The organism is Burkholderia sp. WSM2230, from assembly GCF_000472445.1.
In the GTDB taxonomy this organism is placed as follows: domain Bacteria; phylum Pseudomonadota; class Gammaproteobacteria; order Burkholderiales; family Burkholderiaceae; genus Paraburkholderia.
On the sequence record NZ_AXAJ01000002.1, the window covers coordinates 32,786 to 54,071 of the forward strand.

Annotated in this window: 18 protein-coding genes; 12 read left to right on the plus strand and 6 right to left on the minus strand. The window is 62.9% G+C overall.

Features of this window, described 5'->3' with window-relative positions; genetic code table 11:
- The first annotated feature begins 170 nt into the window (after window positions 1–170).
- Together uvrA and A3AC_RS0105610 are read left to right on the plus strand one after the other, a co-directional pair.
- On the plus strand, window positions 171–3,044 hold the full coding sequence (gene uvrA, locus A3AC_RS0105605) for an excinuclease ABC subunit UvrA (protein ID WP_025597817.1): 2,874 nt from the start codon (window positions 171–173) through the stop codon (window positions 3,042–3,044).
- Between the two features lie 33 nt (window positions 3,045–3,077).
- Window positions 3,078–4,163 (plus strand): AI-2E family transporter, encoded by a 1,086-nt coding sequence (locus A3AC_RS0105610; protein ID WP_025597818.1) that lies wholly within the window; start codon window positions 3,078–3,080, stop codon window positions 4,161–4,163.
- Window positions 4,164–4,230: 67 nt separating this feature from the next.
- On the opposite strand, the gene A3AC_RS0105615 is transcribed toward A3AC_RS0105610, so the two are convergent.
- Window positions 4,231–6,378 (minus strand): TonB-dependent siderophore receptor, encoded by a 2,148-nt coding sequence (locus A3AC_RS0105615; RefSeq protein ID WP_442856463.1) that lies wholly within the window; start codon window positions 6,376–6,378, stop codon window positions 4,231–4,233.
- Window positions 6,379–6,747: 369 nt separating this feature from the next.
- On the opposite strand from A3AC_RS0105615, the gene A3AC_RS0105620 reads away from it, so the two are divergent.
- A complete protein-coding gene (locus tag A3AC_RS0105620) occupies window positions 6,748–8,022 on the plus strand; it encodes a PepSY-associated TM helix domain-containing protein (protein WP_025597820.1) in 1,275 nt (424 codons plus the stop codon).
- Between the two features lie 171 nt (window positions 8,023–8,193).
- Here the strand turns inward: A3AC_RS0105620 and purU are convergent, their stop codons facing one another.
- From purU to A3AC_RS0105645, 5 genes are all read right to left on the minus strand, one after another.
- Window positions 8,194–9,063 (minus strand): formyltetrahydrofolate deformylase, encoded by an 870-nt coding sequence (purU, locus tag A3AC_RS0105625; protein WP_025597821.1) that lies wholly within the window; start codon window positions 9,061–9,063, stop codon window positions 8,194–8,196.
- Between the two features lie 67 nt (window positions 9,064–9,130).
- Entirely contained in the window at window positions 9,131–10,009 is an 879-nt protein-coding gene (locus tag A3AC_RS0105630; RefSeq protein ID WP_025597822.1) for an NUDIX hydrolase, read from the minus strand.
- A gap of 62 nt (window positions 10,010–10,071) precedes the next feature.
- Window positions 10,072–10,698 (minus strand): LysE family translocator, encoded by a 627-nt coding sequence (locus tag A3AC_RS0105635; RefSeq protein ID WP_025597823.1) that lies wholly within the window; start codon window positions 10,696–10,698, stop codon window positions 10,072–10,074.
- Between the two features lie 5 nt (window positions 10,699–10,703).
- On the minus strand, window positions 10,704–11,270 hold the full coding sequence (locus tag A3AC_RS0105640; RefSeq protein ID WP_025597824.1) for an adenine phosphoribosyltransferase: 567 nt from the start codon (window positions 11,268–11,270) through the stop codon (window positions 10,704–10,706).
- Between the two features lie 78 nt (window positions 11,271–11,348).
- Window positions 11,349–13,352, minus strand: coding sequence for a monovalent cation:proton antiporter family protein (locus A3AC_RS0105645; protein ID WP_025597825.1), 2,004 nt, complete (start codon window positions 13,350–13,352; stop codon window positions 11,349–11,351).
- Between the two features lie 173 nt (window positions 13,353–13,525).
- Here A3AC_RS0105645 and kdsD point away from each other — a divergent pair, with 173 nt between their 5' ends.
- The 9 genes from kdsD to hprK all read left to right on the plus strand — a co-directional run bounded on the left by kdsD (window position 13,526) and on the right by hprK (window position 21,257).
- On the plus strand, window positions 13,526–14,509 hold the full coding sequence (gene kdsD, locus A3AC_RS0105650) for an arabinose 5-phosphate isomerase KdsD (protein WP_025597826.1): 984 nt from the start codon (window positions 13,526–13,528) through the stop codon (window positions 14,507–14,509).
- Entirely contained in the window at window positions 14,509–15,069 is a 561-nt protein-coding gene (locus A3AC_RS0105655) for a KdsC family phosphatase (RefSeq protein ID WP_025597827.1), read from the plus strand. Before kdsD ends, A3AC_RS0105655 begins: the two co-directional genes overlap by 1 nt.
- Entirely contained in the window at window positions 15,066–15,677 is a 612-nt protein-coding gene (gene lptC, locus A3AC_RS0105660; RefSeq protein WP_025597828.1) for an LPS export ABC transporter periplasmic protein LptC, read from the plus strand. The genes A3AC_RS0105655 and lptC overlap by 4 nt, the downstream gene beginning before the upstream one ends.
- A gap of 21 nt (window positions 15,678–15,698) precedes the next feature.
- On the plus strand, window positions 15,699–16,370 hold the full coding sequence (gene lptA, locus A3AC_RS0105665) for a lipopolysaccharide transport periplasmic protein LptA (RefSeq protein ID WP_025597829.1): 672 nt from the start codon (window positions 15,699–15,701) through the stop codon (window positions 16,368–16,370).
- Window positions 16,367–17,152 (plus strand): LPS export ABC transporter ATP-binding protein, encoded by a 786-nt coding sequence (gene lptB / locus A3AC_RS0105670; protein WP_025597830.1) that lies wholly within the window; start codon window positions 16,367–16,369, stop codon window positions 17,150–17,152. Before lptA ends, lptB begins: the two co-directional genes overlap by 4 nt.
- Window positions 17,153–17,327: 175 nt before the next feature.
- Window positions 17,328–18,845 (plus strand): RNA polymerase factor sigma-54, encoded by a 1,518-nt coding sequence (locus A3AC_RS0105675; protein WP_025597831.1) that lies wholly within the window; start codon window positions 17,328–17,330, stop codon window positions 18,843–18,845.
- Between the two features lie 171 nt (window positions 18,846–19,016).
- Window positions 19,017–19,373 (plus strand): ribosome hibernation-promoting factor, HPF/YfiA family, encoded by a 357-nt coding sequence (gene hpf, locus A3AC_RS0105680; RefSeq protein WP_006048027.1) that lies wholly within the window; start codon window positions 19,017–19,019, stop codon window positions 19,371–19,373.
- 260 nt (window positions 19,374–19,633) lie between these two features.
- On the plus strand, window positions 19,634–20,149 hold the full coding sequence (locus A3AC_RS0105685; protein WP_013337958.1) for a PTS sugar transporter subunit IIA: 516 nt from the start codon (window positions 19,634–19,636) through the stop codon (window positions 20,147–20,149).
- 139 nt (window positions 20,150–20,288) lie between these two features.
- The gene (gene hprK / locus A3AC_RS0105690; protein ID WP_006048029.1) at window positions 20,289–21,257 is read left to right on the plus strand and encodes an HPr(Ser) kinase/phosphatase; all 969 of its coding nucleotides are present in this window, start codon (window positions 20,289–20,291) and stop codon (window positions 21,255–21,257) included.
- Window positions 21,258–21,286: the final 29 nt, after the last annotated feature.

The following is a 21,286-nucleotide window of genomic DNA, read 5'->3' on the forward strand; positions in this document are numbered from 1 at the left end:
CCTACGGAAAACGGCCCCAGTTAGATCTTTTGCCACAGCGCTGAACCCCGGTCTTACAGCATGCCCGAGGTCCTCTTCAGGCCGTCTGGAAGCCGTAACGGCGGCCTTGAAAAGTCGTTATAGTAGCAGGTTTAGCCTCTTCCTCTTTCCGCAGTTCATGGAATAAATCCGTGGAACAAATCCGTATTCGTGGGGCTCGCACCCACAACCTGAAGAACGTCAATCTCGACTTACCACGTCATAAGCTCGTCGTTATTACCGGTCTTTCCGGCTCGGGGAAATCGTCGCTCGCGTTCGACACGCTCTATGCGGAAGGACAGCGGCGCTACGTCGAAAGCCTCTCGGCTTACGCACGGCAATTCCTGCAGTTGATGGAAAAACCCGACGTCGATCTGATCGAGGGCCTCTCGCCGGCCATTTCGATCGAGCAGAAGGCAACCTCGCACAATCCGCGCTCCACGGTCGGCACCGTCACCGAGATTCACGACTACCTGCGGCTATTGTTCGCACGCGTCGGCACGCCTTATTGCCCGGACCATGAAATCCCGCTGGAAGCGCAAAGCGTGTCGCAAATGGTCGACGCTGCGCTCGCGCTGCCGGAAGAGACCAGGCTGATGATCCTCGCGCCCGTGGTCGCGGACCGCAAGGGCGAGCACGTCGAGCTGTTCGAGGAAATGCAGGCGCAAGGCTTCATCCGTTTTCGCGTGCGCTCGGGCGGCGGCACGGCCAATGAAGGCGCCGCGAAAATTTATGAAGTCGACTCGCTGCCGAAGCTGAAGAAGAACGACAAGCACACCGTCGACGTCGTGGTCGACCGCCTGAAGGTGCGGCCCGACATGAAGCAGCGTCTCGCGGAATCGTTCGAAACCGCGCTGCGTCTCGCGGACGGCCGCGCCATCGCGCTCGAAATGGATACGGACAAGGAGCATCTGTTCAGCTCGAAGTTTGCCTGCCCGATCTGTTCGTATTCGCTGCAGGAACTGGAGCCGCGGCTCTTCTCGTTCAACAATCCGATGGGCGCGTGCCCGGAGTGCGACGGCCTTGGCCAGATCACTTTCTTCGATCCGAAGCGGGTGGTCGCGCATCCGTCGCTGTCGCTCGCGGCGGGCGCGGTGAAGGGCTGGGACCGGCGCAACCAGTTCTACTTCCAGATGCTGCAAAGCCTCGCGGCCTTCTACGATTTCGACATCGACACGGCTGTAGAAGACCTGCCGGAAAAAGTCCGCAAGATTCTGCTGTTCGGCTCGGGCAAGCAGGAGATTCCGTTCTCGTACATCAACGAGCGCGGGCGTGCGTCGGTCCGCGAGCACGTGTTCGAAGGGATCATTCCGAACCTGGAGCGGCGTTACCGTGAGACGGATTCGGCCGCCGTGCGCGAGGAACTCGCCAAGTATCAGAACAATCAGCCATGCCCGGCCTGCGCGGGCACGCGGTTGCGCCGCGAAGCGCGCTTTGTGCGCGTGGGCGCGGACGGCGACGCGCGCGGCATCTACGAAATCAGCGGCTGGCCGTTGCGCGACGCGCTCGGCTATTTCCAGACACTGCGCCTGGAAGGCTCGAAGCGCGAGATCGCCGACAAGGTGGTCAAGGAAATCGTCGCGCGCCTGATGTTCCTGAACAACGTCGGGCTCGATTATCTGTCGCTCGAACGCAGCGCCGAAACGCTGTCGGGCGGCGAGGCGCAGCGCATTCGCCTCGCGTCGCAGATCGGCTCGGGGCTCACCGGCGTGATGTACGTGCTCGACGAGCCGTCCATTGGCTTGCATCAGCGCGACAACGACCGGCTCATCGCCACGCTCAAGCATCTGCGCGACCTGGGCAACTCGGTGATCGTCGTCGAACACGACGAAGACATGATCCGCATGGCCGACTACGTCGTCGACATGGGTCCGGGCGCCGGCGAGCACGGCGGCATGGTGATCGCCGAGGGCACGCCGAAAGAAGTGGAGCGCAATGCGGCGTCCATGACGGGGCAGTACATGTCGGGCTCGCGCACCATTGAGTATCCGGACGAGCGCAAGGACCCGGACGAGCGGCGGCTGCGCATCGTCGAGGCGCACGGCAACAATCTGCGGCATGTCACGCTCGATCTGCCGGTCGGCCTGCTCACCTGCGTGACCGGCGTGTCCGGTTCGGGCAAGTCGACGCTCATCAACGACACGTTGTACCAGGCGGTCGCGCATCATCTTTACGGGTCGTCCACGGAGCCGGCGCCGTATGAGTCGATCGAGGGGCTCGAGCACTTCGACAAGGTCATCAACGTCGACCAGTCGCCGATCGGCCGCACGCCGCGCTCAAATCCGGCCACCTACACAGGCCTCTTCACGCCGATCCGCGAGCTGTTCGCGGGCGTCCCCGCCGCGAAGGAGCGCGGTTACGACCCGGGGCGTTTCTCGTTCAACGTGAAGGGCGGACGCTGCGAGTCCTGTCAGGGCGACGGCGTGCTGAAGGTCGAGATGCACTTCCTGCCGGACGTATATGTGCCGTGCGACGTCTGCCACGGCAAGCGCTACAACCGCGAAACGCTGGACGTGCAGTACAAAGGCAAGAACATCAGCGAAGTGCTCGACATGACGGTCGAGCATGCATACGAGTTTTTCAAGCCGGTGCCGGTCATCGCGCGCAAGCTGAAAACCTTGCTCGACGTCGGCCTGGGCTATATCCGGCTGGGCCAGTCGGCGACCACGCTGTCCGGCGGCGAGGCGCAGCGCGTCAAACTATCTTTGGAACTGAGCAAGCGCGATACGGGTCGCACGCTATACATTCTCGACGAACCCACAACCGGGTTGCACTTTCATGACATTGCGCTACTGCTCGAAGTTATTCATCGGTTACGCGACCAGGGTAATACCGTCGTGATCATCGAGCATAATCTCGATGTAATCAAAACTGCGGACTGGGTCATCGACATGGGTCCGGAAGGCGGCGCGGGCGGCGGCCAGATCATCGCGCAAGGCACGCCGGAGCAGATCGCGAAGTCCAAAGCAAGTTTTACCGGTAGATATCTGGCGCCTTTGCTGAAACGCGCGGCCAGCAAAAAGTAACGCTGCACAACACGGGTTGGGGACGGATAAGCCATGGCCAAGCGGAATCAGGCGAGCGAAAACGGGCAGGTGCAGGACTTACGCCCACGCCCGGTCAGGCTGACCAGCAACATGAGCCTGCCGAAACTCTCGGCAGTCGAGATCGGCAGTTATGTGCTGATGCTGTTCGGCATGTGGGCGGTGATCCAGCTCCATCTGCTCGGCGCGCTGCTCGCCGGGTTACTGGTGTTTCAGCTGGTGCATACCATCGCGCCGCGCATCGAGCGTCACATGTCGAGCAAGCGGGCACGCTGGCTGGCGGTGGTGATTCTCTCCACGGTGATCGTGGGCGCGCTCACGGGCCTCACGCTCGGCATCATCGAGCACTTCGAGAACGACGTGCCGAGCGTGCAGAAGCTGCTCGACCAGGCAATGCAGCTGATCGATCAGGCGCGTGGCCGGATTCCGCAATTCATCGCGAGCTATCTGCCGGTGGACACCGAGCAGATGAAAACCAAGGCCGCCGAGCTGATGCAGACGCACGCGAACATGCTTCAGCAAAGCGGCAAGACGGCGGCGCGCGCGTTCACGCATATTCTGATCGGCATGATTATCGGCGCGATCATCGCGGTGAGCGCGCAAAAGCAGATGCAGCGGCTGCCGCTTTCCACAGCGTTCGTCACGCGCGTGAGCCGTTTCGCCGACGCGTTTCGCCGCATCGTGTTCGCGCAGGTGAAAATCTCCGCGATCAACGCGGTGTTCACAGGCATCTTCCTGCTGATCGTGCTGCCGATTTTCCACGACCAGTTGCCGCTGTCGAAAACGCTGGTGCTGGTCACGTTTATCGTCGGTTTGCTGCCGGTTATCGGGAACCTGATTTCGAACACGATTATCGTGGCGGTGGCGCTATCGGTCAGCTTTCCTGCCGCGGTCATGTCGCTCGCGTTCCTGATTCTGATCCACAAGCTCGAGTATTTCCTGAATGCGCGGATTGTCGGCGGGCAGATCGAGGCGCGCGCGTGGGAGTTGCTTGTGGCGATGCTCGTCATGGAAGCCGCATTCGGTTTGCCTGGCGTGATCGCCGCACCCATCTTCTATGCGTATATCAAACGCGAGCTGATTTACCTTCGGCTGGTTTGAGCTTGCGCTACGCGCTGGCTTGCACAGCAAATAAAAACGGCACCGCGGTGCCGTTTTTTTTTCGTCCTCAGAAGTCGATGCGCGCGTTCAATGACAATGTTCGCGGATCGCCCGGCGTCACATAGTCGGCATACTGATATTCCCAGTAACGGCGGTTGAGCAGGTTATCGATCGCGGCGCGAAACGTCACGTCATAGCCTGCAATTCGCGTCGCGTAGCTCGCCCCCAGATTCACCAGCATATAGCCCGGCGCGTTCAGATTCGCCGACGGCCGCACGTTGGTATTGCCGGTGAACTTGGCATCGGCGCCGATGCGCAGACCCGGCACGTACGGCACCGAGTAAGTTGCATGGCCGGCGACCACGAACTGCGGCGCGCCCGCCACGCGATTGCCGTTATTGGCCGCGCCCCGTTCGTACTTCGTATTGATCCACATGAGGTCGCCGCCCACGTTCCAGTGGCTGCCCAGACGCACGTCGCCGCCCATCTCAATGCCCTGGAAAATCGACTCGCCGTCCTGCGTATAGACGTTCGCACTATTGGCGTACGCCGCGCCGCGTTCGATCCGGAACAGCGCGGCCGTCGCGCTCCAGCGCGAGTGCCCGGTCTTGATGCCCACTTCGTATTGCTTGCTGCGCAACGGCTTGAGCAGCTCGCCGCGGTTCGCATAGGTGTCGCCGACCACTGTGCCTGCCTCCAGCGACTCCACGTAGCTCGTGTACAACGTCGTGGTCGGTGCGAGCTTGAACATGACCGCGACGGTCGGCGTGACCACGCCGTTCTGGCTGTACGTCGACGTCGTTGCGCCGGTGGTCGAGTAGCCGTGCTGCTCGTAGTTTGTGTAGCGCACGCCGCCGAGCACCGACCAGCGCTGCGTCAACTGGATCGTATCGCTCGCGAAGAGCGCCTTCTGCGTGATGTCGCTGTCGCGGTACGTGTAGTAGTTCGACGCGCTGTCGAACGTATTGGTGTTCGGCTGATAGATGTTGCCGGTGCCGATCTGACCGAAGAAGCTGTTGGCGCCGTAGTCGTTCGTCTGACGCTGATACGCCGCACCGAACACGAGCTGATGCAGAAGCGGCCCGGTCTTCACGCGTCCTTCCGCCGACACCTGCCACAAGCTCAGCTGATGCCCTTCCTTTCCGGCGAAACGGCTGTCGGTGTAATCGCCCGCGCCGTTTAACAGGTAGTAGGTGCTTTCGTTGCGATCGCGCGAGCTCTTGCTGTAGCTGTAGCTTGCGTTGAGCGTCCAGTCGTCGCCGAGGTTGTACTGAAGCCCCGCCGTGTAGAGCTGCAGGTTCGTGTTCAGATGCTGGTCCGGACCGGAAAGGTCGCCAGTGCCGCCGCTTATCGTATGCGGCAGGCTCGTACCGGTGTATTGCGCCGTCGAAATCGAGCCTGTGATGCCGGTGGAATGGCGCTCCTGGTACAACGCGCCGAACGTCGCCTTGAGGTCGCGCGTGAGGCGGGCGTCGAGCGCGACCGACACCGAATCGCGCCGCACATTGCCGTCGTTATAAGTTTTGCCTTCCTCATGCGTCGCATTCAGGCGATAGCCGAACATGCCGTCAGGGCCGACGCGGCCACCCAGGTCTGCGTGCTCGGTCCATACGCCGTCGGTGTAATAGCCGATGTCGACGCTGCGCACGGGCGTCGTCGAAACGGGCGGCTTTTTTGTCACGTAGTTGACCACTCCGCCCGGCGCGCCGAAGCCGTACATGAAGCCGGTCAAGCCTTTGAGCAACTCTACTTTTTCGAGCTGTTCGTACGGCAGCGTGATGCCGTAGCTGTTGAACGGCATGCCGTCGATCTTGAATCCCGACTGCCAGTCCAGTTGCATGCCGCGCACCGTCAGATACGTGGACCACGCGTTGTACGCGTTGCCGTTGTCGGACACGGAGGCGTCGGTGGCGAACACGTCGCCGAGTTTGGACGGCTGGCGATCCTGCAACTCTTCGCTCGTCACGACCGTGGTCGAGAACGGCGTGTCGAGCTGAGAGCGGCTGCCAAGCGCGCCGCTGCCCACGTCCTCTTTCAGATGCTGCGCTGTGTCCTGCGCGGCGGTGACCTTCACGGTCGGCAGCGCCTTGCCGTCGCCGTCCGCGGAAGCCGACGCCGCGACCGGCGTCGCGGCCGGCTCAGGCGACGCCTCCTGCGCCAGCGCCGCTTGAGAGGCAGTCAGCGCCAGACACGCGGCCCAGTTCAATTTCCGCATCCCGCGTGTTTTCCGTGGACGCGCTACCCCGCTGTGCTTGTTCATTTGTTATTCCGTCTCGCGATTCACCCATCAAATGAGAATCATTCCCATTTATACGGGACGGAATAATGCCAAAAATTTATGCGGATTGTCAGCTTCGAGGTGCGACAGTTTGTCGCAGTGTGACTTGGTGGCAGTTAGCCGCGCCTTGCGCGGCCGGCGCTTCAGAGGCGATGACAAGCGAAGGCGCAATCATCAGCGCAGACCTTTCGAGGAACTTGCGGCATGCGACGCGCTTCGCATAAGATGCGAACAATTCCTATTTCCGTTTTGACCGCTTGCAGTGACACATCGTCCTCAGTCCTGTTTCGTCCCGCCGGCCTGCTCATGAGGGGTCAGCTCGTTCGTTTGCATCGCTGGTTCGGCGTAGCCACGGCGCTGTTTCTGTTCGTCGCGGGGCTGACCGGCGCGATCATCGCGTGGGATCACGAACTCGACGCCGCGCTCAACCCGTCGTTCTTCAAGGCGCGCACGGCGGGACCGGCGTTGCCAGGGTTGGAGCTCGCGCGGCGCGTCGAAGCCGCCGATCCGCGCGTGCAAGTGACGTATTTGCCGCTCGCCGCGGAGCCGGGTCACACGCTGCAGATGATGGTGCTGCCGCGCACGAATCCCGCCACGCGCGAGCCCTACAAGCTGGACTTCAACCAGATCGCGGTCGACCCCGCGACCGGCGAAGTGCAAGGGCGTCGCGAATGGGGCGCCTTCTCCGTCTCGCGGCTGAATCTGATTCCGTTCATCTACAAGCTGCACTACACGCTGCATTTGCCGTTTACCGGCGGCGTCGACGTTGGCGTCTGGCTGATGGGCGTGGTTGGCATCATCTGGCTGTTCGATAGCGTGATTGCGCTGTGGCTGTCGTTTCCGAGCCTGAGGTCGTGGCGCAAGTCGTTCGCGTTCCGCCTCGGGCGCGGCGGCTATGCGCTCACCTTCGATCTGCACCGCTCGGGCGGCGTATGGATCTGGGGCCTGCTGCTGATAGTCGCGCTGACCTCGGTGTCGATGAACCTCGCCGCACCGGTTGTGCGTCCCATCGTCTCCATGTTTTCGACGCTCACGCCGGACCCGATTAACAACCCCGGGATCGCTCGCGCGCCCCAACCCGGCGACGGCGTGCTAAGTCGCGAGCGCATCCTCCAGATCGCCGAAGAAGCCGGCAAGGCGCAGCATATCGCCGTGCCGCCGGGCGGCATCTACTATGCCGAATTCGTGCATGCGTACGGCGTCGGCTTCTTCGAGACCGGCAACGATCACGGCGACACAGGCCTCGGCAACCCGTGGATGTACTGGGACGCGGCCACCGGCAAGCTGCTCGGCAAGCAGATTCCCGGCAAGGGCACGGCCGGCGACATCTTCATGCAGGCTCAATACCCGCTGCATTCGGGACGCATCCTTGGTATCGGCGGACGAATCGTGATCAGCGCGGTCGGCATCGCAGTCGCCGTGCTGAGCGCGACGGGACTGCTGATCTGGCTGAGGAAGCTGAACGCGCGCCGCCGCCCGGCGCAGAAGACGCAGAAGATGCAAAAGAGGGAGAAAGCCTCGGTGACGCGCGAGGCCGCCAGAACGCCGGAGCGGCCACGCGGAGAGATCGCGGTGGAATGAGCAGACGTGGGCCACGAGTAGGCAGCGCAGCCGAGGCGAGCCGGCGCTATAAGCAGCCGCCACCGGCAAGCTGAACCAAAGCGCCCGCTGGTGAACTCGCCGCCTGTTCTGCCATCAACCTTCGCCGCGGCAGCGCGCCCACGCAACCGCCGCAAAGGCCCGCGCCCGCTTCTAGCGAAACACCACCGTCTTGCTTCCGTTCAGCACCACGCGATGCTCGACGTGCCACTTCACCGCACGCGCGAGCGTCACGCATTCGACGTCGCGACCAATCGCCGTCAACTGCTCCGGCGTCATGCTGTGGTCCACCCGCTCCACTTCCTGCTCGATGATCGGACCTTCGTCCAGATCGGTCGTCACGTAGTGCGCCGTTGCGCCGATCAGCTTCACGCCGCGGTCGAACGCCTGGTAATACGGCTTCGCGCCCTTGAAGCTCGGCAGGAAAGAGTGGTGAATGTTGATCGCGCGGCCCGCGAGCGCTTCGCAAAGCTTCGGCGACAGAATCTGCATGTAGCGCGCGAGCACGACCAGATCGGCCTGATGTTCGTCGATCACTTCGAGCACGCGCGCTTCCTGCGCGGCCTTTGCCTCAGGCGTGCCGCCGAGCAGCGGGAAATGATGGAACGGAATATCGTAGCTCGCGGCGAGCTGATAGAACTCCTTGTGGTTCGAGATGATCGCCGGAATGTCGATGTTCAGCTGACCGGTGCGGTAGCGGAACAGCAGGTCGTTCAGACAATGACCGATCTTCGACACCATGATCACGACGCGCGGCTTCACCGATGCATCGTGCATCTCCCAGCTCATGCCGAACTGCTCGGCGAGCGTTGCAAACGAAGCGCGCAGCGCCTCGAGGCCCGGATCGCCACCCACCTGCTGGAAATGCACGCGCATGAAGAATTCGCCGGTGCGGCTGTCGCCGAACTGCGCCGAGTCGAGAATATTGCTGCCGCGCTCGAACAGAAAGCCCGACACGGCGTGAACAATGCCGGGCCGGTCGGCGCACGACAGTTTGAGAATAAAGCTGTGATCGGTCGACATGACCTGGGTGACTCCCTTCTTCAATGCGTGGTTTGTTCGTGTTGCTGCATGCTGCGCGGCTCGGGCGTTACGGCGCGCGTGCCGTCAGCACCGGAGGCGCGAACAGGGTTTCGATGCCCGCGCACGCCTCTTCGTCGATCCAGCGGCGGCGCAGCAGACAGTCAAGCGTAGCGATACTCGCGTCGACGGTCATCGCGCCTTCCTCGATCCAGCGCGCCACTTCGTCGATGCGCGCAAGGCGGTGCTCGCCCACTTCGCCGTCCTGGTTGCGCGGCGCGAAGTCAGCCGGCAACGCGAGGTCGTAGATGAAAATCTGCTCGGCCTGCGTGCCTTCCGGCAACGATTGCAGCACATGCGCGGTGCGGCCTGCCACGGCGCGCACGGCGATCTCTTCGGGAATGCCGGCTTCTTCCCAGCACTCCTTGACGATCGTCGTCTCCACGCTGAAGCCCCAGCCGATTCCACCCGCCACCACATTGTCGAGCATGCCCGGATCAGTTGCCTTCGTGTCGCTGCGGCGCGCGATCCACAAGCCCGGCGCTCCGCCAGAGGGCGCTCCACCGTTCGCGTATTCTACGACGCCGTTCAGATGCGCCGCGTAGGTCATCGTGCCGAAGAAGCGCGACGCCGCACGCTCGATGTATGCGAGCGGCCGCGCGTCGAATGCGTTGCGGATCGCGTACGTCTCGTTGCGCCAGCCGGGAATGCGCCCCTCGGCCGCCAGCGCGCCGATCACTGAACCGAGCGCCGCGCTGCGCAGATCGATCGTATTGAAGGCCGGCGCGAGTGTGACGCGCGTGTCGCCGATCTCGAACACGTCTGGCCAGCGCGCGAGCAGATGCACGTCGCCCGAACGGATCCAGCCGACCTGCTCGGCGTCGATCCAGAACGGCAGATGCGCGCGGACATCGAAGCGGCGTGCGGCAGTGAGGCAAGGCAAACTCATTCAATACTCCAGACTTTCGGCGACGCGCGACAGTCAGCGCATGTGATAAACCAATCGCTCCTTCAATCGCGCAACGCGACGCGAATTCCGAGCGCGATGAAAGTGGCGCCGGCAAGACGGTCGAGCCACACGCCCACGCGCGGGCGACGCCTCAACCATGCGCCGATCATCCCCGCACAGACGCCAAACAGCGAAAACACCACCAGCGTCTGCAACATGAAGAGCGCACCGAGTTCGAGCATCTGCACGGTCACGCTTTGTGCGCCGCTTTGTGAACCATCGGTCTGCACGAATTGCGGCAGAAACACAACGAAAAACAGCGTCACTTTCGGATTGAGCAGATTGCCGAGCACGCTTTGGCGGAACACGGTCATCAACGGTTGAGGCGCGCGTTCGTGAGCGCTCGCGAGGCCCTGGCTGCGCAGCGCCTTGATGCCGATCCACACGAGATAGGCGGCGCCGGCCAGCTTGATGGCGTGAAACGCGAGCGGCGATGAGCGCAGCAGCGCGGCCACGCCGAGCGCGGCCAGTGTCGTGTGAAACGTGATGCCCGCCGCGAAGCCGAGCGCCGCGACAAGACCCGCGGCGCGGCCCTGCGAGATGCCACGCGCCAGCACTTGCAGATTGTCCGGACCGGGCGCCATCGTGATTGCGATCGACGTGGCGAGAAATAGCGCGAAGTTGGGCATGGTTCTCAATGGCCCGCGAAACTCGTCACCGTATAGAGCGGCAACCCGCCGCCCGCGAGCAGCTTCGAGCCGCCGAGCTCGGGCAGGTCGATGATGGCCGCGCCTTCCACGACCACCGCGCCGAGCCGCTCGAGCAGAATCTTGCCGGCCATCATCGTGCCGCCGGTCGCAATCAGATCGTCGATGATTACCACGCGGTCGCCGGGCTTGCAGGCGTCCTCGTGAATTTCCACGGTGGCCGTGCCGTACTCGAGCTCATACGATTGCGACGCGCGCTTGTAGGGCAGTTTGCCCTCCTTACGGATCGGAATGAAACCGAGGTTCAGTTCATAAGCGAGAATCGGCCCGATGATGAAGCCGCGCGCGTCGAGCCCGGCGATGTAGTCGAGCTTGGCGTCGATATAACGCTGCACGAACAGGTCGATCAGCACACGCAGCGACCTCGGCTCGCGCAGAAGCGGCGTGATGTCGCGAAACTGCACGCCGGCCTGCGGCCAGTCGGGAACGGTGCGAATGTGACTCTTGATGTAGTCGGCCGCGTCGAGCGGCGCGCTCGCAGGCGCGTTTGACATGATGTCTCCGGATGGACCCCGCAAGGTCCAATGAAAAGCTGAATCAGCGGCGGCCGGGCGAACCGTGCCGCACATTGGCTAGGCTGCGGCGGCGCCCGCGCGGCGGTGTTTCGAGAGCAGTTCCTCGGCTTGCGCCAGTTGCTCGGGCAAGCCGCGCAACACCACAATGTCGCTCGCACGCAGCTTGGTCGACGGATCCGGCTCCACGCCGCGAATGCCGTGCCGGCGAATCGCCGTCACTTCCACGCCCAGTTCGTAAAGGCCCAGATCCGCCAGCGTACGGCCGACCGCGTCCGCATTCTCGTCGACCGGAACCGATTGTAGCCGCACCTGTTCGTGGCCGTCGTCGTCGTCCATGTCGTCCGCGCCGTGGAAGTAGCCGCGCAGCAGCGCATAACGTTCGTCGCGCATCTCCTCCACCCGGCGCACCACGCGGCGCATCGGCACGCCCATCACCACCAGCGTGTGCGACGCGAGCATCAGGCTGCCTTCCACAATCTCCGGAATCACCTCGGTCGCGCCCGCGGCCAGCAGCTTTTCCAGATCGGCGTCGTCGACGGTACGAACGATGACCGGCAAAGTCGGTTCGAGTTCGTGAATGTTGTGCAGCACGCGCAGTGCCGAGGGCGTATTCGCATACGTGATGGCGATCGCCGCGGCGCGGTGGATGCCGGCCGCGAGCAGTGACTCGCGCCGCCCCGCATCGCCGAACACAACGGACTCGCCCGCGGCTGCGGCCGCCTGCACGCGGTCCGGGTCGAGGTCGAGCGCGACATACGACAAACCTTCGTGCTCCAGCATGCGCGCGAGGTTCTGACCGGAACGACCGTAGCCGCAAATGATCACGTGGCCACTTTGCTTGAGGCTCTGCGTGGCGATGCGCGTCATCTGCAGGGACTGCATCATCCATTCGGTCGACGACAGCCGCAGCACGATACGGTCGGCGTTCTGGATCATAAACGGCGCGGCGAGCATCGAGAGCAGCATCGCCGCGAGAATCGCCTGCAACAGCGTGGCGTCGACGAGGTGTTTGTCGAGAATCAGATTCAGCAGCACGAAGCCGAACTCGCCGGCCTGCGCGAGGCCGATGCCGGTGCGCATTGCGACGCCCGGCGACGCGCCGAACAGACGCGAAAGCCCGGTGATCATTACGACCTTGAGCAGGGTCGGCCCGATCAGGAAACCAAGCACGATGAACGGATGCTGCCAGATCACAAGCGGATTCAGCAGCATGCCGGTGGTGATGAAGAAGAGCCCGAGCAGCACGTCGCGAAACGGCTTGATGTCTTCTTCAACCTGATGGCGATACGGCGTCTCCGCGATCAGCATGCCGGCGATGAACGCGCCCAGCGCGAGCGAAAGGCCGAACTTGTCGGTGATGAACGCTGCGCCGAGCGTGACGAGCAGCAGATTGAGAATGAACAGTTCCTGCGAGCGGCGCCGCGCGACCACGTTGAACCAGCGCGTCATGAAACGCTGCCCGACGATCAGCAGCAGCGACAACGCGACGACGATCTTGATCGCCGCGACGCCGAGCGCGCTGACGAGGTCCTTCGAATCGCCGCCTAGCGCCGAAATGATGATCAGGAGCGGCACCACCGCGAGATCCTGGAACAGCAGTACACCGAAGATATTGCGGCCGTGCTCGGTCTCGATCTCGAGGCGCTCCGCGAGCATCTTGCTGACAATCGCCGTGGACGACATGGCAAGCGCGCCGCCGAGCGCAATGCTCGCCTGCCACTTGATGTGCACCCAGCGCTCGAACATGAAGCCGAGCGACACCGCGACCACGATCGTGCCGAGCACCTGCAACAGGCCAAGGCCAAAGACGAGGCGGCGCATGGAGCGCAGCTTCGCGAGCGAAAACTCGAGGCCGATGGAAAACATCAGGAACACGACGCCGAATTCCGCGAGGTTCTGCGCGCCGACGGAATCGGGCACGAGGCCGAGCGCATTCGGGCCGACAACAATGCCGACGGTCAGATAACCGAGCATCGGCGGAAGATTCAGAAAGCGAAAGATCACCACACCCGCTACTGATGCCAGCAGCAGGAAGAGCGTCATTTCCAGCGGGGAAATCATCGGCAAAAACGCATGGGTGAAGCGTCCTCGTTCGTCAGCGGAACCGTGCACGCCAGAGGCCGTGCAACAAGGTTGAGGGGCCGTTATAGGGGGCGATAAAGAAGGCGATGAAGGCTGCAGCTTTGCACAGCAGGCCCGGCGCGGCGAACAGACGCCTTTGCTATACTTCGCGAATGATAGCGAAAATCAATGGCGACCGGGCACTTGCGCTCGCTCGTGACGTGCTCGACATCGAAGCGGACGCCGTGCGCGCGCTTCGCGATCAACTCGACGGCGCCTTCGTCGGGGCGGTCGACTTCATCCTGGGTTGCCGTGGGCGCGTGGTCGTCTCCGGCATCGGCAAATCGGGGCATGTGGCTCGCAAGCTCGCGGCCACGCTCGCTAGCACGGGCACACCGGCGTTCTTCGTGCATCCGGCAGAAGCAAGCCATGGCGACCTCGGCATGGTTACCGCCGACGACGTATTCCTCGCGCTATCCAATTCCGGTGAAACCGAAGAACTGGTGGCTATCCTGCCGCTCATCAAACGGCTTGGCGCCAAGCTCATTGCGATGACCGGACGCCCGTCGTCGAGCCTTGCAAAACTCGCCGACGTGCATCTGAATTCGGGCGTCGCCAAAGAAGCCTGTCCGATGAATCTTGCGCCCACCGCGAGCACGACCGCGGCGCTCGCGCTCGGTGACGCCCTTGCGGTCGCGGTGCTCGACGCGCGCGGTTTCGGCCGCGACGACTTCGCGCGCTCGCATCCTGGCGGCGCGCTCGGCCGGCGTCTGCTCACGTATGTGAGCGACGTGATGCGCACCGGCGACCAGGTGCCAAAGGTCACGCCCGAGGCAACCGTGCGCGATGCGCTCTTCCAGTTGACTGCCAAGCGCATGGGCATGACCGCAATCGTCGATAGCGAAGACCGCGTGAAAGGCATTTTCACCGACGGCGACTTGCGCCGCGTGCTCGAGCGCGACGGCGATTTCCGCGCGCTGTCCATCGCCGCCGTCATGACGGCCGACCCGCGCACCATCGGTCCGGATCATCTCGCGGTTGAAGCCGTGGAACTGATGGAGCGGCATCGCATCAATCAGATGCTGGTCGTCGACGAAGCGGGCAAGCTGATCGGCGCGCTCAACATGCACGACCTGTTCTCGAAGAAGGTGATCTGATGGCCGTCGCGCCCCCTACCGCTACCGAACGCGCGAGCCGCGTGAAGCTGATGATTTTCGACGTCGACGGCGTGCTGACCGACGGCGGCCTGCTGTTCACGGCGGAAGGCGACACGATGAAGGGCTTCAATTCCATGGACGGCCACGGCATGAAGCTGCTGCGCCAGGCCGGCATTGAAACCGCGATCATCACCGGGCGCAAGTCGGGCATCGTCGCGGCGCGCGCGAAAGAAATGCATATCACCCACGTGTATCAGGGCGTCGATAACAAGCCGCAAGCCTTCGCGGACCTGCTTCAAGCCACCGGCATGAGCGCCGAACAATGCGGCTACATGGGCGACGACTGGGTCGATCTCGGCGTAATGCTGAAGGTGGGCTTCGCGGCGGCGCCGGCCAATTCGCATCCTGAGGTGATCGCACGGGCACATTGGGTCAGCGAGGCGCGCGGCGGTCACGGCGCAGCGCGCGAAGTGTGCGACACCCTGCTGCGCGCGCAGCACAAGTACGAGGCGCTGCTCGCGGCCGCCTGTAGCGGCGAACAGCGGGGCCTCGTCGGATGAATAACCAGTTTCGCCTCACTTCGCTCATTCCGCTCGTCGCAATGGCCGCCCTCGCGGGCATCACGTGGTGGCTGCTGCAAGCCACGCTGCCGCGGCAAAACGAAGGCGCGGTGCGTCCCAAAGAGCATACGCCGGACTACTTCGCCGACAACTTCTCGGTTTCGGAACTCGATCAGTCGGGCTCGACGCAGTACCGCCTGACCGCGCAGTCGCTGATTCACTACGAAGACGACGAACTCAGCGATCTGGTCAAGCCCGCCATGCGCGCGTTCCAGCCGGGCAAGCCGGTTGTTACCGCGACTGGCGACACAGGCAAGGTGAACGGCGACGCGTCCATCGTCGACCTGTACGGCAACGCCCGCATCCTGCGCTCGGCAGGCTATGGCGATCCGCAGATGCAGGCCGATTCCGAGCATTTCCGCGTGCTCGTGAACGACGATGTGATCGAGACAGAAAAGCCGGTTAAACTTCAGCGCGGCATGTCCGTGATGACTGCCAGCGGCATGAATTACAACAACGTCACCCGGGTGATGCAGCTCTTCGGCAATGTGAAAGGCGCCATCGCCGCGTCCGACGCCGGCGGCAGCTCGCCCAAGCAACCCGGGTAAATCCATTCCAGGCGTGACTGCATGAACGAATCGTTCCCCCGTTTTGATACCGGCCGCTCGCGCACCCTGTCCGCGTGCCGCGCCGCACTCGCTGCGCTGCTGGTCGCGTTGCCGCTCGCCGGCTTCGCGCCGCTCGCGCACGCGGACCGCGCCGACAAGGACAAGCCGCTCAACATCGAAGCGGACAACATGACTTACGACGACCTCAAGCAGGTCAACATCTTCACCGGCCATGTGGTCGCCACCAAGGGCACAATCGTGATCAAGGCCGACCGTGTCGAAGTGACGCAAGACCCGCAGGGCTATCAGTACGCGACCGGCACGTCGAGCGGCGCCAACCTGTCGTATTTCCGCCAGAAGCGCGAGGGCCTCGACGAATACATCGAAGGCACGGCCGTTCGTATCGACTACGACGGCAAGCAGGATCTGACCACGCTCACCACGAATGCAACCGTCAAGCGCCTGCAAGGCCTTTCGACGGTGATGGACCAGGTGCACGGCAGCGTCATCACCTATGACGGCCAGAAAGACTTCTATACCGCGAAGGCAGGCAAGGACGTTGCCGGCCCGGGCAACCCGACCGGCCGCGTGCGCGCCATGCTGTCGCCGCGCAACGGCGGCGCCGCGCCGCTGAACGGCGCGTCGGCCACGCTCGCGCCGTCCACCACGATTCAGGGAGCGCCGAATCAGTGAGTACCTCCGCGTCCCTCCCCCATCGCAAGCCGGCCGGCACCAGTAGTTCGCTGGTCGTACGGAATCTGAAAAAGCGCTACGGTTCGCGCACGGTCGTCAAAGACGTTTCTCTCGATGTGAAAAGCGGCGAAGTGGTCGGCCTGCTCGGCCCGAACGGTGCGGGCAAGACCACGTCGTTCTATATGATCGTCGGCCTCGTGCCGCTCGACGCCGGCGAAATCGACCTGGACGGCAAGTCGATCAGCCTGCTGCCCATCCACAAGCGTGCTTCGCTCGGGCTTTCGTATCTGCCGCAGGAAGCTTCCGTGTTCCGCAAGCTTTCCGTCGAGGAAAACATTCGCGCGGTGCTGCAACTCCAGCACGAGGAAAACGGCAAGCGCCTGTCCAAAGAGGCGATCACGAGCCGTACCGAAGCGCTGCTCGACGAGCTGCAAATCGCGCATCTGCGTGAAAACCCGGCGCTTTCGCTGTCGGGCGGCGAACGCCGCCGGGTGGAAATCGCGCGGGCGCTCGCCACCAACCCGAGCTTCATTCTGCTCGACGAACCGTTCGCGGGCGTCGACCCGATCGCGGTGCTGGAAATCCAGAAGATCGTCAAATTTCTGAAGCAGCGCAATATTGGCGTGCTAATCACCGATCACAACGTGCGCGAAACGCTCGGCATCTGCGATCACGCGTACATCATCAGCGACGGCAGCGTGCTCGCGGCCGGCGCGCCGAGCGAAATCATCGAAAACGAAAGCGTGCGGCGCGTCTATCTGGGCGAGCATTTCCGCATGTAAGCGCACCGGGAAACGGCGGCGCCGCGCGCTGCCGCCCGTTTGCGGTCGTTGTCCTGTGCGTGTTCGAGCGGGGCGGCTCGCGCCCCGGCGCCGCCGGAAGCGGACGCATATGTAATTGCGAATTCGCAAGGTATCGCGGTCGTGGCAAACTCTCTACAATGAATCTGAACTTGCCATGAAAGCCAGCCTCCAACTTCGCCTATCGCAGCATCTTGCGTTGACCCCGCAACTGCAGCAGTCCATCCGGCTGCTTCAGCTGTCCACGCTCGAACTGCAGCAGGAAGTGGCAACGGCGATCTCGCAGAATCCGCTGCTCGAAAACGAGGACGACTGGATCGCGAGCCCGCTTCGCGTCGCGGCCGACGGCTCGCTGATCGCGCAGGCGCCCGGCTCGGCCACGCCGCCCGACCAGATGGGCGGCAACGGCTCGTCATCGTCCACAAGCAGTAGCGAGCGCTCGGATAGCGGCGAGCCGCAAAGTGTGGACGAGTACAACGGCCTTGCCGGCGACGGCAACGGCGACGCGTCGCAATGGAACCTCGACGACTACGGCCGCTCCGGCAACGCCTCCGACGACGACGACCTGCCGCCGCTGCAAATTCACGAGTCGAGTACTTCGCTGCGTGACCACCTGATGGCGCAATTGCGCGTGACCCAGGCCGGTCAGCGCGACCGCGCGCTTGTCACCTTCCTGATCGAGTCGCTCGACGACGATGGCTACCTTGCCGCCACTCTCGAAGAAGTGCTCGCGGACCTGCCCGAAGAACTCGAAGTCGATCTCGACGAGCTGAACGCGGCACTCGCGCTGCTGCACAGCTTCGACCCGGCCGGCGTCGGTGCGCGCTCCGCGTCCGAATGCCTCAAGCTGCAATTGTTGCGGCTCGAGCCCTCGCCCACGCGCGCGTTGGCGCTCGACATCGTTGCCCATTATCTGGAACTGCTCGCCGCGCGCGATTTCACGCGTCTGCGCAAGCATTTAAAAGCCAGCGACGACGACCTGCGCGCCGCGCACGCGCTGATCCGCTCGCTCGAACCGTTCCCCGGCGCTGCATACGGCAAACCCGAGGCGGACTACGTCGTGCCGGACATCATGGTGCGCAAAACCGCCCAGGGCTGGCAGGCCGAACTGAATCCCGAGGTGGTGCCGAAGCTGCGCATCAACCACCTGTATGCCAACATTCTGCGCAATAACCGGGGCGATCCGGGCAGCGGTTCGTTGCGCCAGCAACTGCAGGAAGCGCGCTGGCTGATCAAGAATATTCAGCAGCGTTTCGAAACAATCCTGCGGGTCGCGCAAGCCATTGTCGAGCGTCAAAAGAGCTTTTTTGTGCATGGCGAAATTGCCATGCGCCCCTTGGTTTTGCGGGAAATTGCTGATACGCTGGGCCTACACGAGTCAACTGTCTCGCGTGTGACAACCGGTAAGTACATGCTCACCCCGTTTGGGACGCTTGAGTTCAAGTACTTCTTCGGTTCGCATGTTTCGACGGATACGGGCGGCGCGGCGTCTTCAACAGCCATTCGCGCGCTCATCAAGCAACTGATAGGAGCGGAAAACGCAAAAACGCCTCTCTCAGACAGCCGCATAGCCGAACTGCTGGCGGAACAGGGCTTCGTGGTCGCACGGCGCACCGTGGCGAAATATCGCGAAGCGCTCAGAATCCCGGCAGTCAACCTGCGCAAGTCTCTGTAGCCCGTCGCCTTCCGTGGCGGGCATTTACCGGCCGCTCCGCAAGTTGGCGGACAGGCCGGCCGATGCGACCTGCCAGAAGTCAGTCACCGGGGGGCGACTCAGGCAAGCCGACAGATCGACCGGACCTTCGTCATCGTGCGGAACAAGCGGCCACTAGCTTGGAGAAGCACTATGAATCTGCAGATCAGTGGACACCACCTCGAAGTTACGCCTGCGTTGCGCGAATACGTGATCTCCAAATTGGATAGGGTGCTAAGACATTTCGATCAGGTCATCGACGGCAGTGTGGTCCTCTCGGTCGACAACCACAAGGAAAAGGAAAAGCGGCAAAAGGTTGAAATCAACCTGCATCTGAAGGGCAAAGACATTTTTGTCGAGAGCTGCGACAGCGACCTCTACGCTGCGATCGATCTGATGATCGACAAGCTTGACCGGCAAGTGATACGCCACAAGGATCGCCTGCAAGGCCATCAGCACGAAGCGATCAAGTATCAACCGGCACCGCAACTGGACGTGCCGCCGCAGTAAGCGAATTCACAAGAACTGCTTCAGTTCGCCTGCCCGAAACCGCCCGCATCCGGGCGGTTTTTCGTTGGGGCTTTCATTGCGATCCGCGTTTGCGAATCCCGAAGAAAGAACCTATTACGCATTGATGGCGCGCCGCACCATAGGCCGTCGCCCTGTTCTATAATGTTCCGGTTACCATCGGGGTCTAGCTCGCACAAAGGCGGTCTGCCGGAGTCCTGTGCTTTCGGACTCCGACGTACGTCGCCGTGAGCATCAAACGAATGGAACGCCAATCAAACGCCCCAGCGAGGAGAACCCAGGCCACGTTTTCGCCTGTCAACATGAATCGTTTAGCCAAATTTCTTCCCCTCGAGAACGTCGTCGTCGGACTATCGGTCACCAGCAAAAAGCGCGTGTTCGAGCAAGCGGGCCTGATCTTCGAGAACCAGAACGGCATCGCCCGCAGCACGGTCACAGACAATCTGTTTGCGCGCGAACGCCTCGGATCCACGGGGCTCGGCGAAGGCGTCGCGATTCCGCACGGCCGGATCAAAGGGCTCAAGCAGCCGCTCGCCGCATTTGTCCGCCTGGCCGAACCCATTCCCTTCGAATCGCCCGACGGTCAGCCGGTTTCGCTGCTCATCTTCCTGCTCGTGCCCGAACAGGCCACGCAGCAGCACCTCGAAATTCTTTCGGAAATCGCGCAACTGCTGTCCGATCGCGAGGCACGCGAGCGCCTGCATACGGAAGAAGACCGCGAATCATTGCATCGCCTGCTCACTCAGTGGCAACCTTGATGCAGCGGCGGTTATCCGCACGCCGCCTATCTGCACGCCCAACCGGGCGCGTGCGGGTACAGCCAGGCCCGGCTCACGGCCCGCGTTAGCGCGGCCAGCGCTGTGTCCGGCAAGCGGCCAACACTGGAGTCACTGACTCATGGATACGTCCAGCATCAACGCCCAGAGCATTTTCGACGATAACGCCGCCACGCTGAAATTGAGCTGGCTGACGGGGCATGAAGGCTGGGAACGCGGCTTTTCTTCGGAATCGGTCGCGAATGCCACGTCGAGCGCCGACCTCGTCGGCCACTTGAACCTGATCCACCCGAACCGGATCCAGGTGCTCGGCGACGCCGAAATCGACTACTACAAACGCCAGACCGACGAAGACCGCTCGCGCCACATGGCCGAGCTGATCGCGCTGGAACCGCCGTTCCTGGTGGTGGCAGGCGGCGTTGCCGCGCCGCCGGAACTGGTGCTGCGCTGCACGCGCTCGTCCACACCGCTATTCACCACGCCAATGTCGGCGGCCGCGGTGATCGACAGCCTGCGTCTTTACATGTCGCGCATTCTCGCGCCACGCGCCACGCTGCACGGCGTGTTCATGGACATCCTCGGCATGGGCGTGCTGCTCACCGGCGACTCGGGCCTCGGCAAAAGCGAGCTTGGCCTCGAACTGATCAGCCGCGGCCATGGCCTCGTCGCCGACGACGCCGTGGACTTCGTGCGCCTCGGTCCGGACTTCGTAGAAGGTCGTTGCCCGCCGCTCTTGCAGAATCTGCTGGAAGTGCGTGGCCTCGGCCTGCTCGACATCAAGACGATTTTCGGTGAAACCGCCGTGCGCCGGAAAATGAAGCTGAAGCTGATCGTGCAACTGGTGCGCCGTCCTGACGGCGAGTTCCAGCGGCTGCCGCTGGAGAGCCAAACCGTCGACGTACTGGGGCTGCCCATCAGCAAGGTAACGATCCAGGTTGCGGCCGGCCGCAACCTCGCGGTGCTGGTCGAAGCCGCCGTGCGCAACACGATCCTGCAATTGCGCGGCATCGATACACTGCGCGATTTCATGGATCGCCAGCGTCTCGCCATGCAGGATCCGGATAGCCAGTTTCCCGGCAAACTCATCTGAGCTGAGCACACTGCCCATGCGCTACTCGC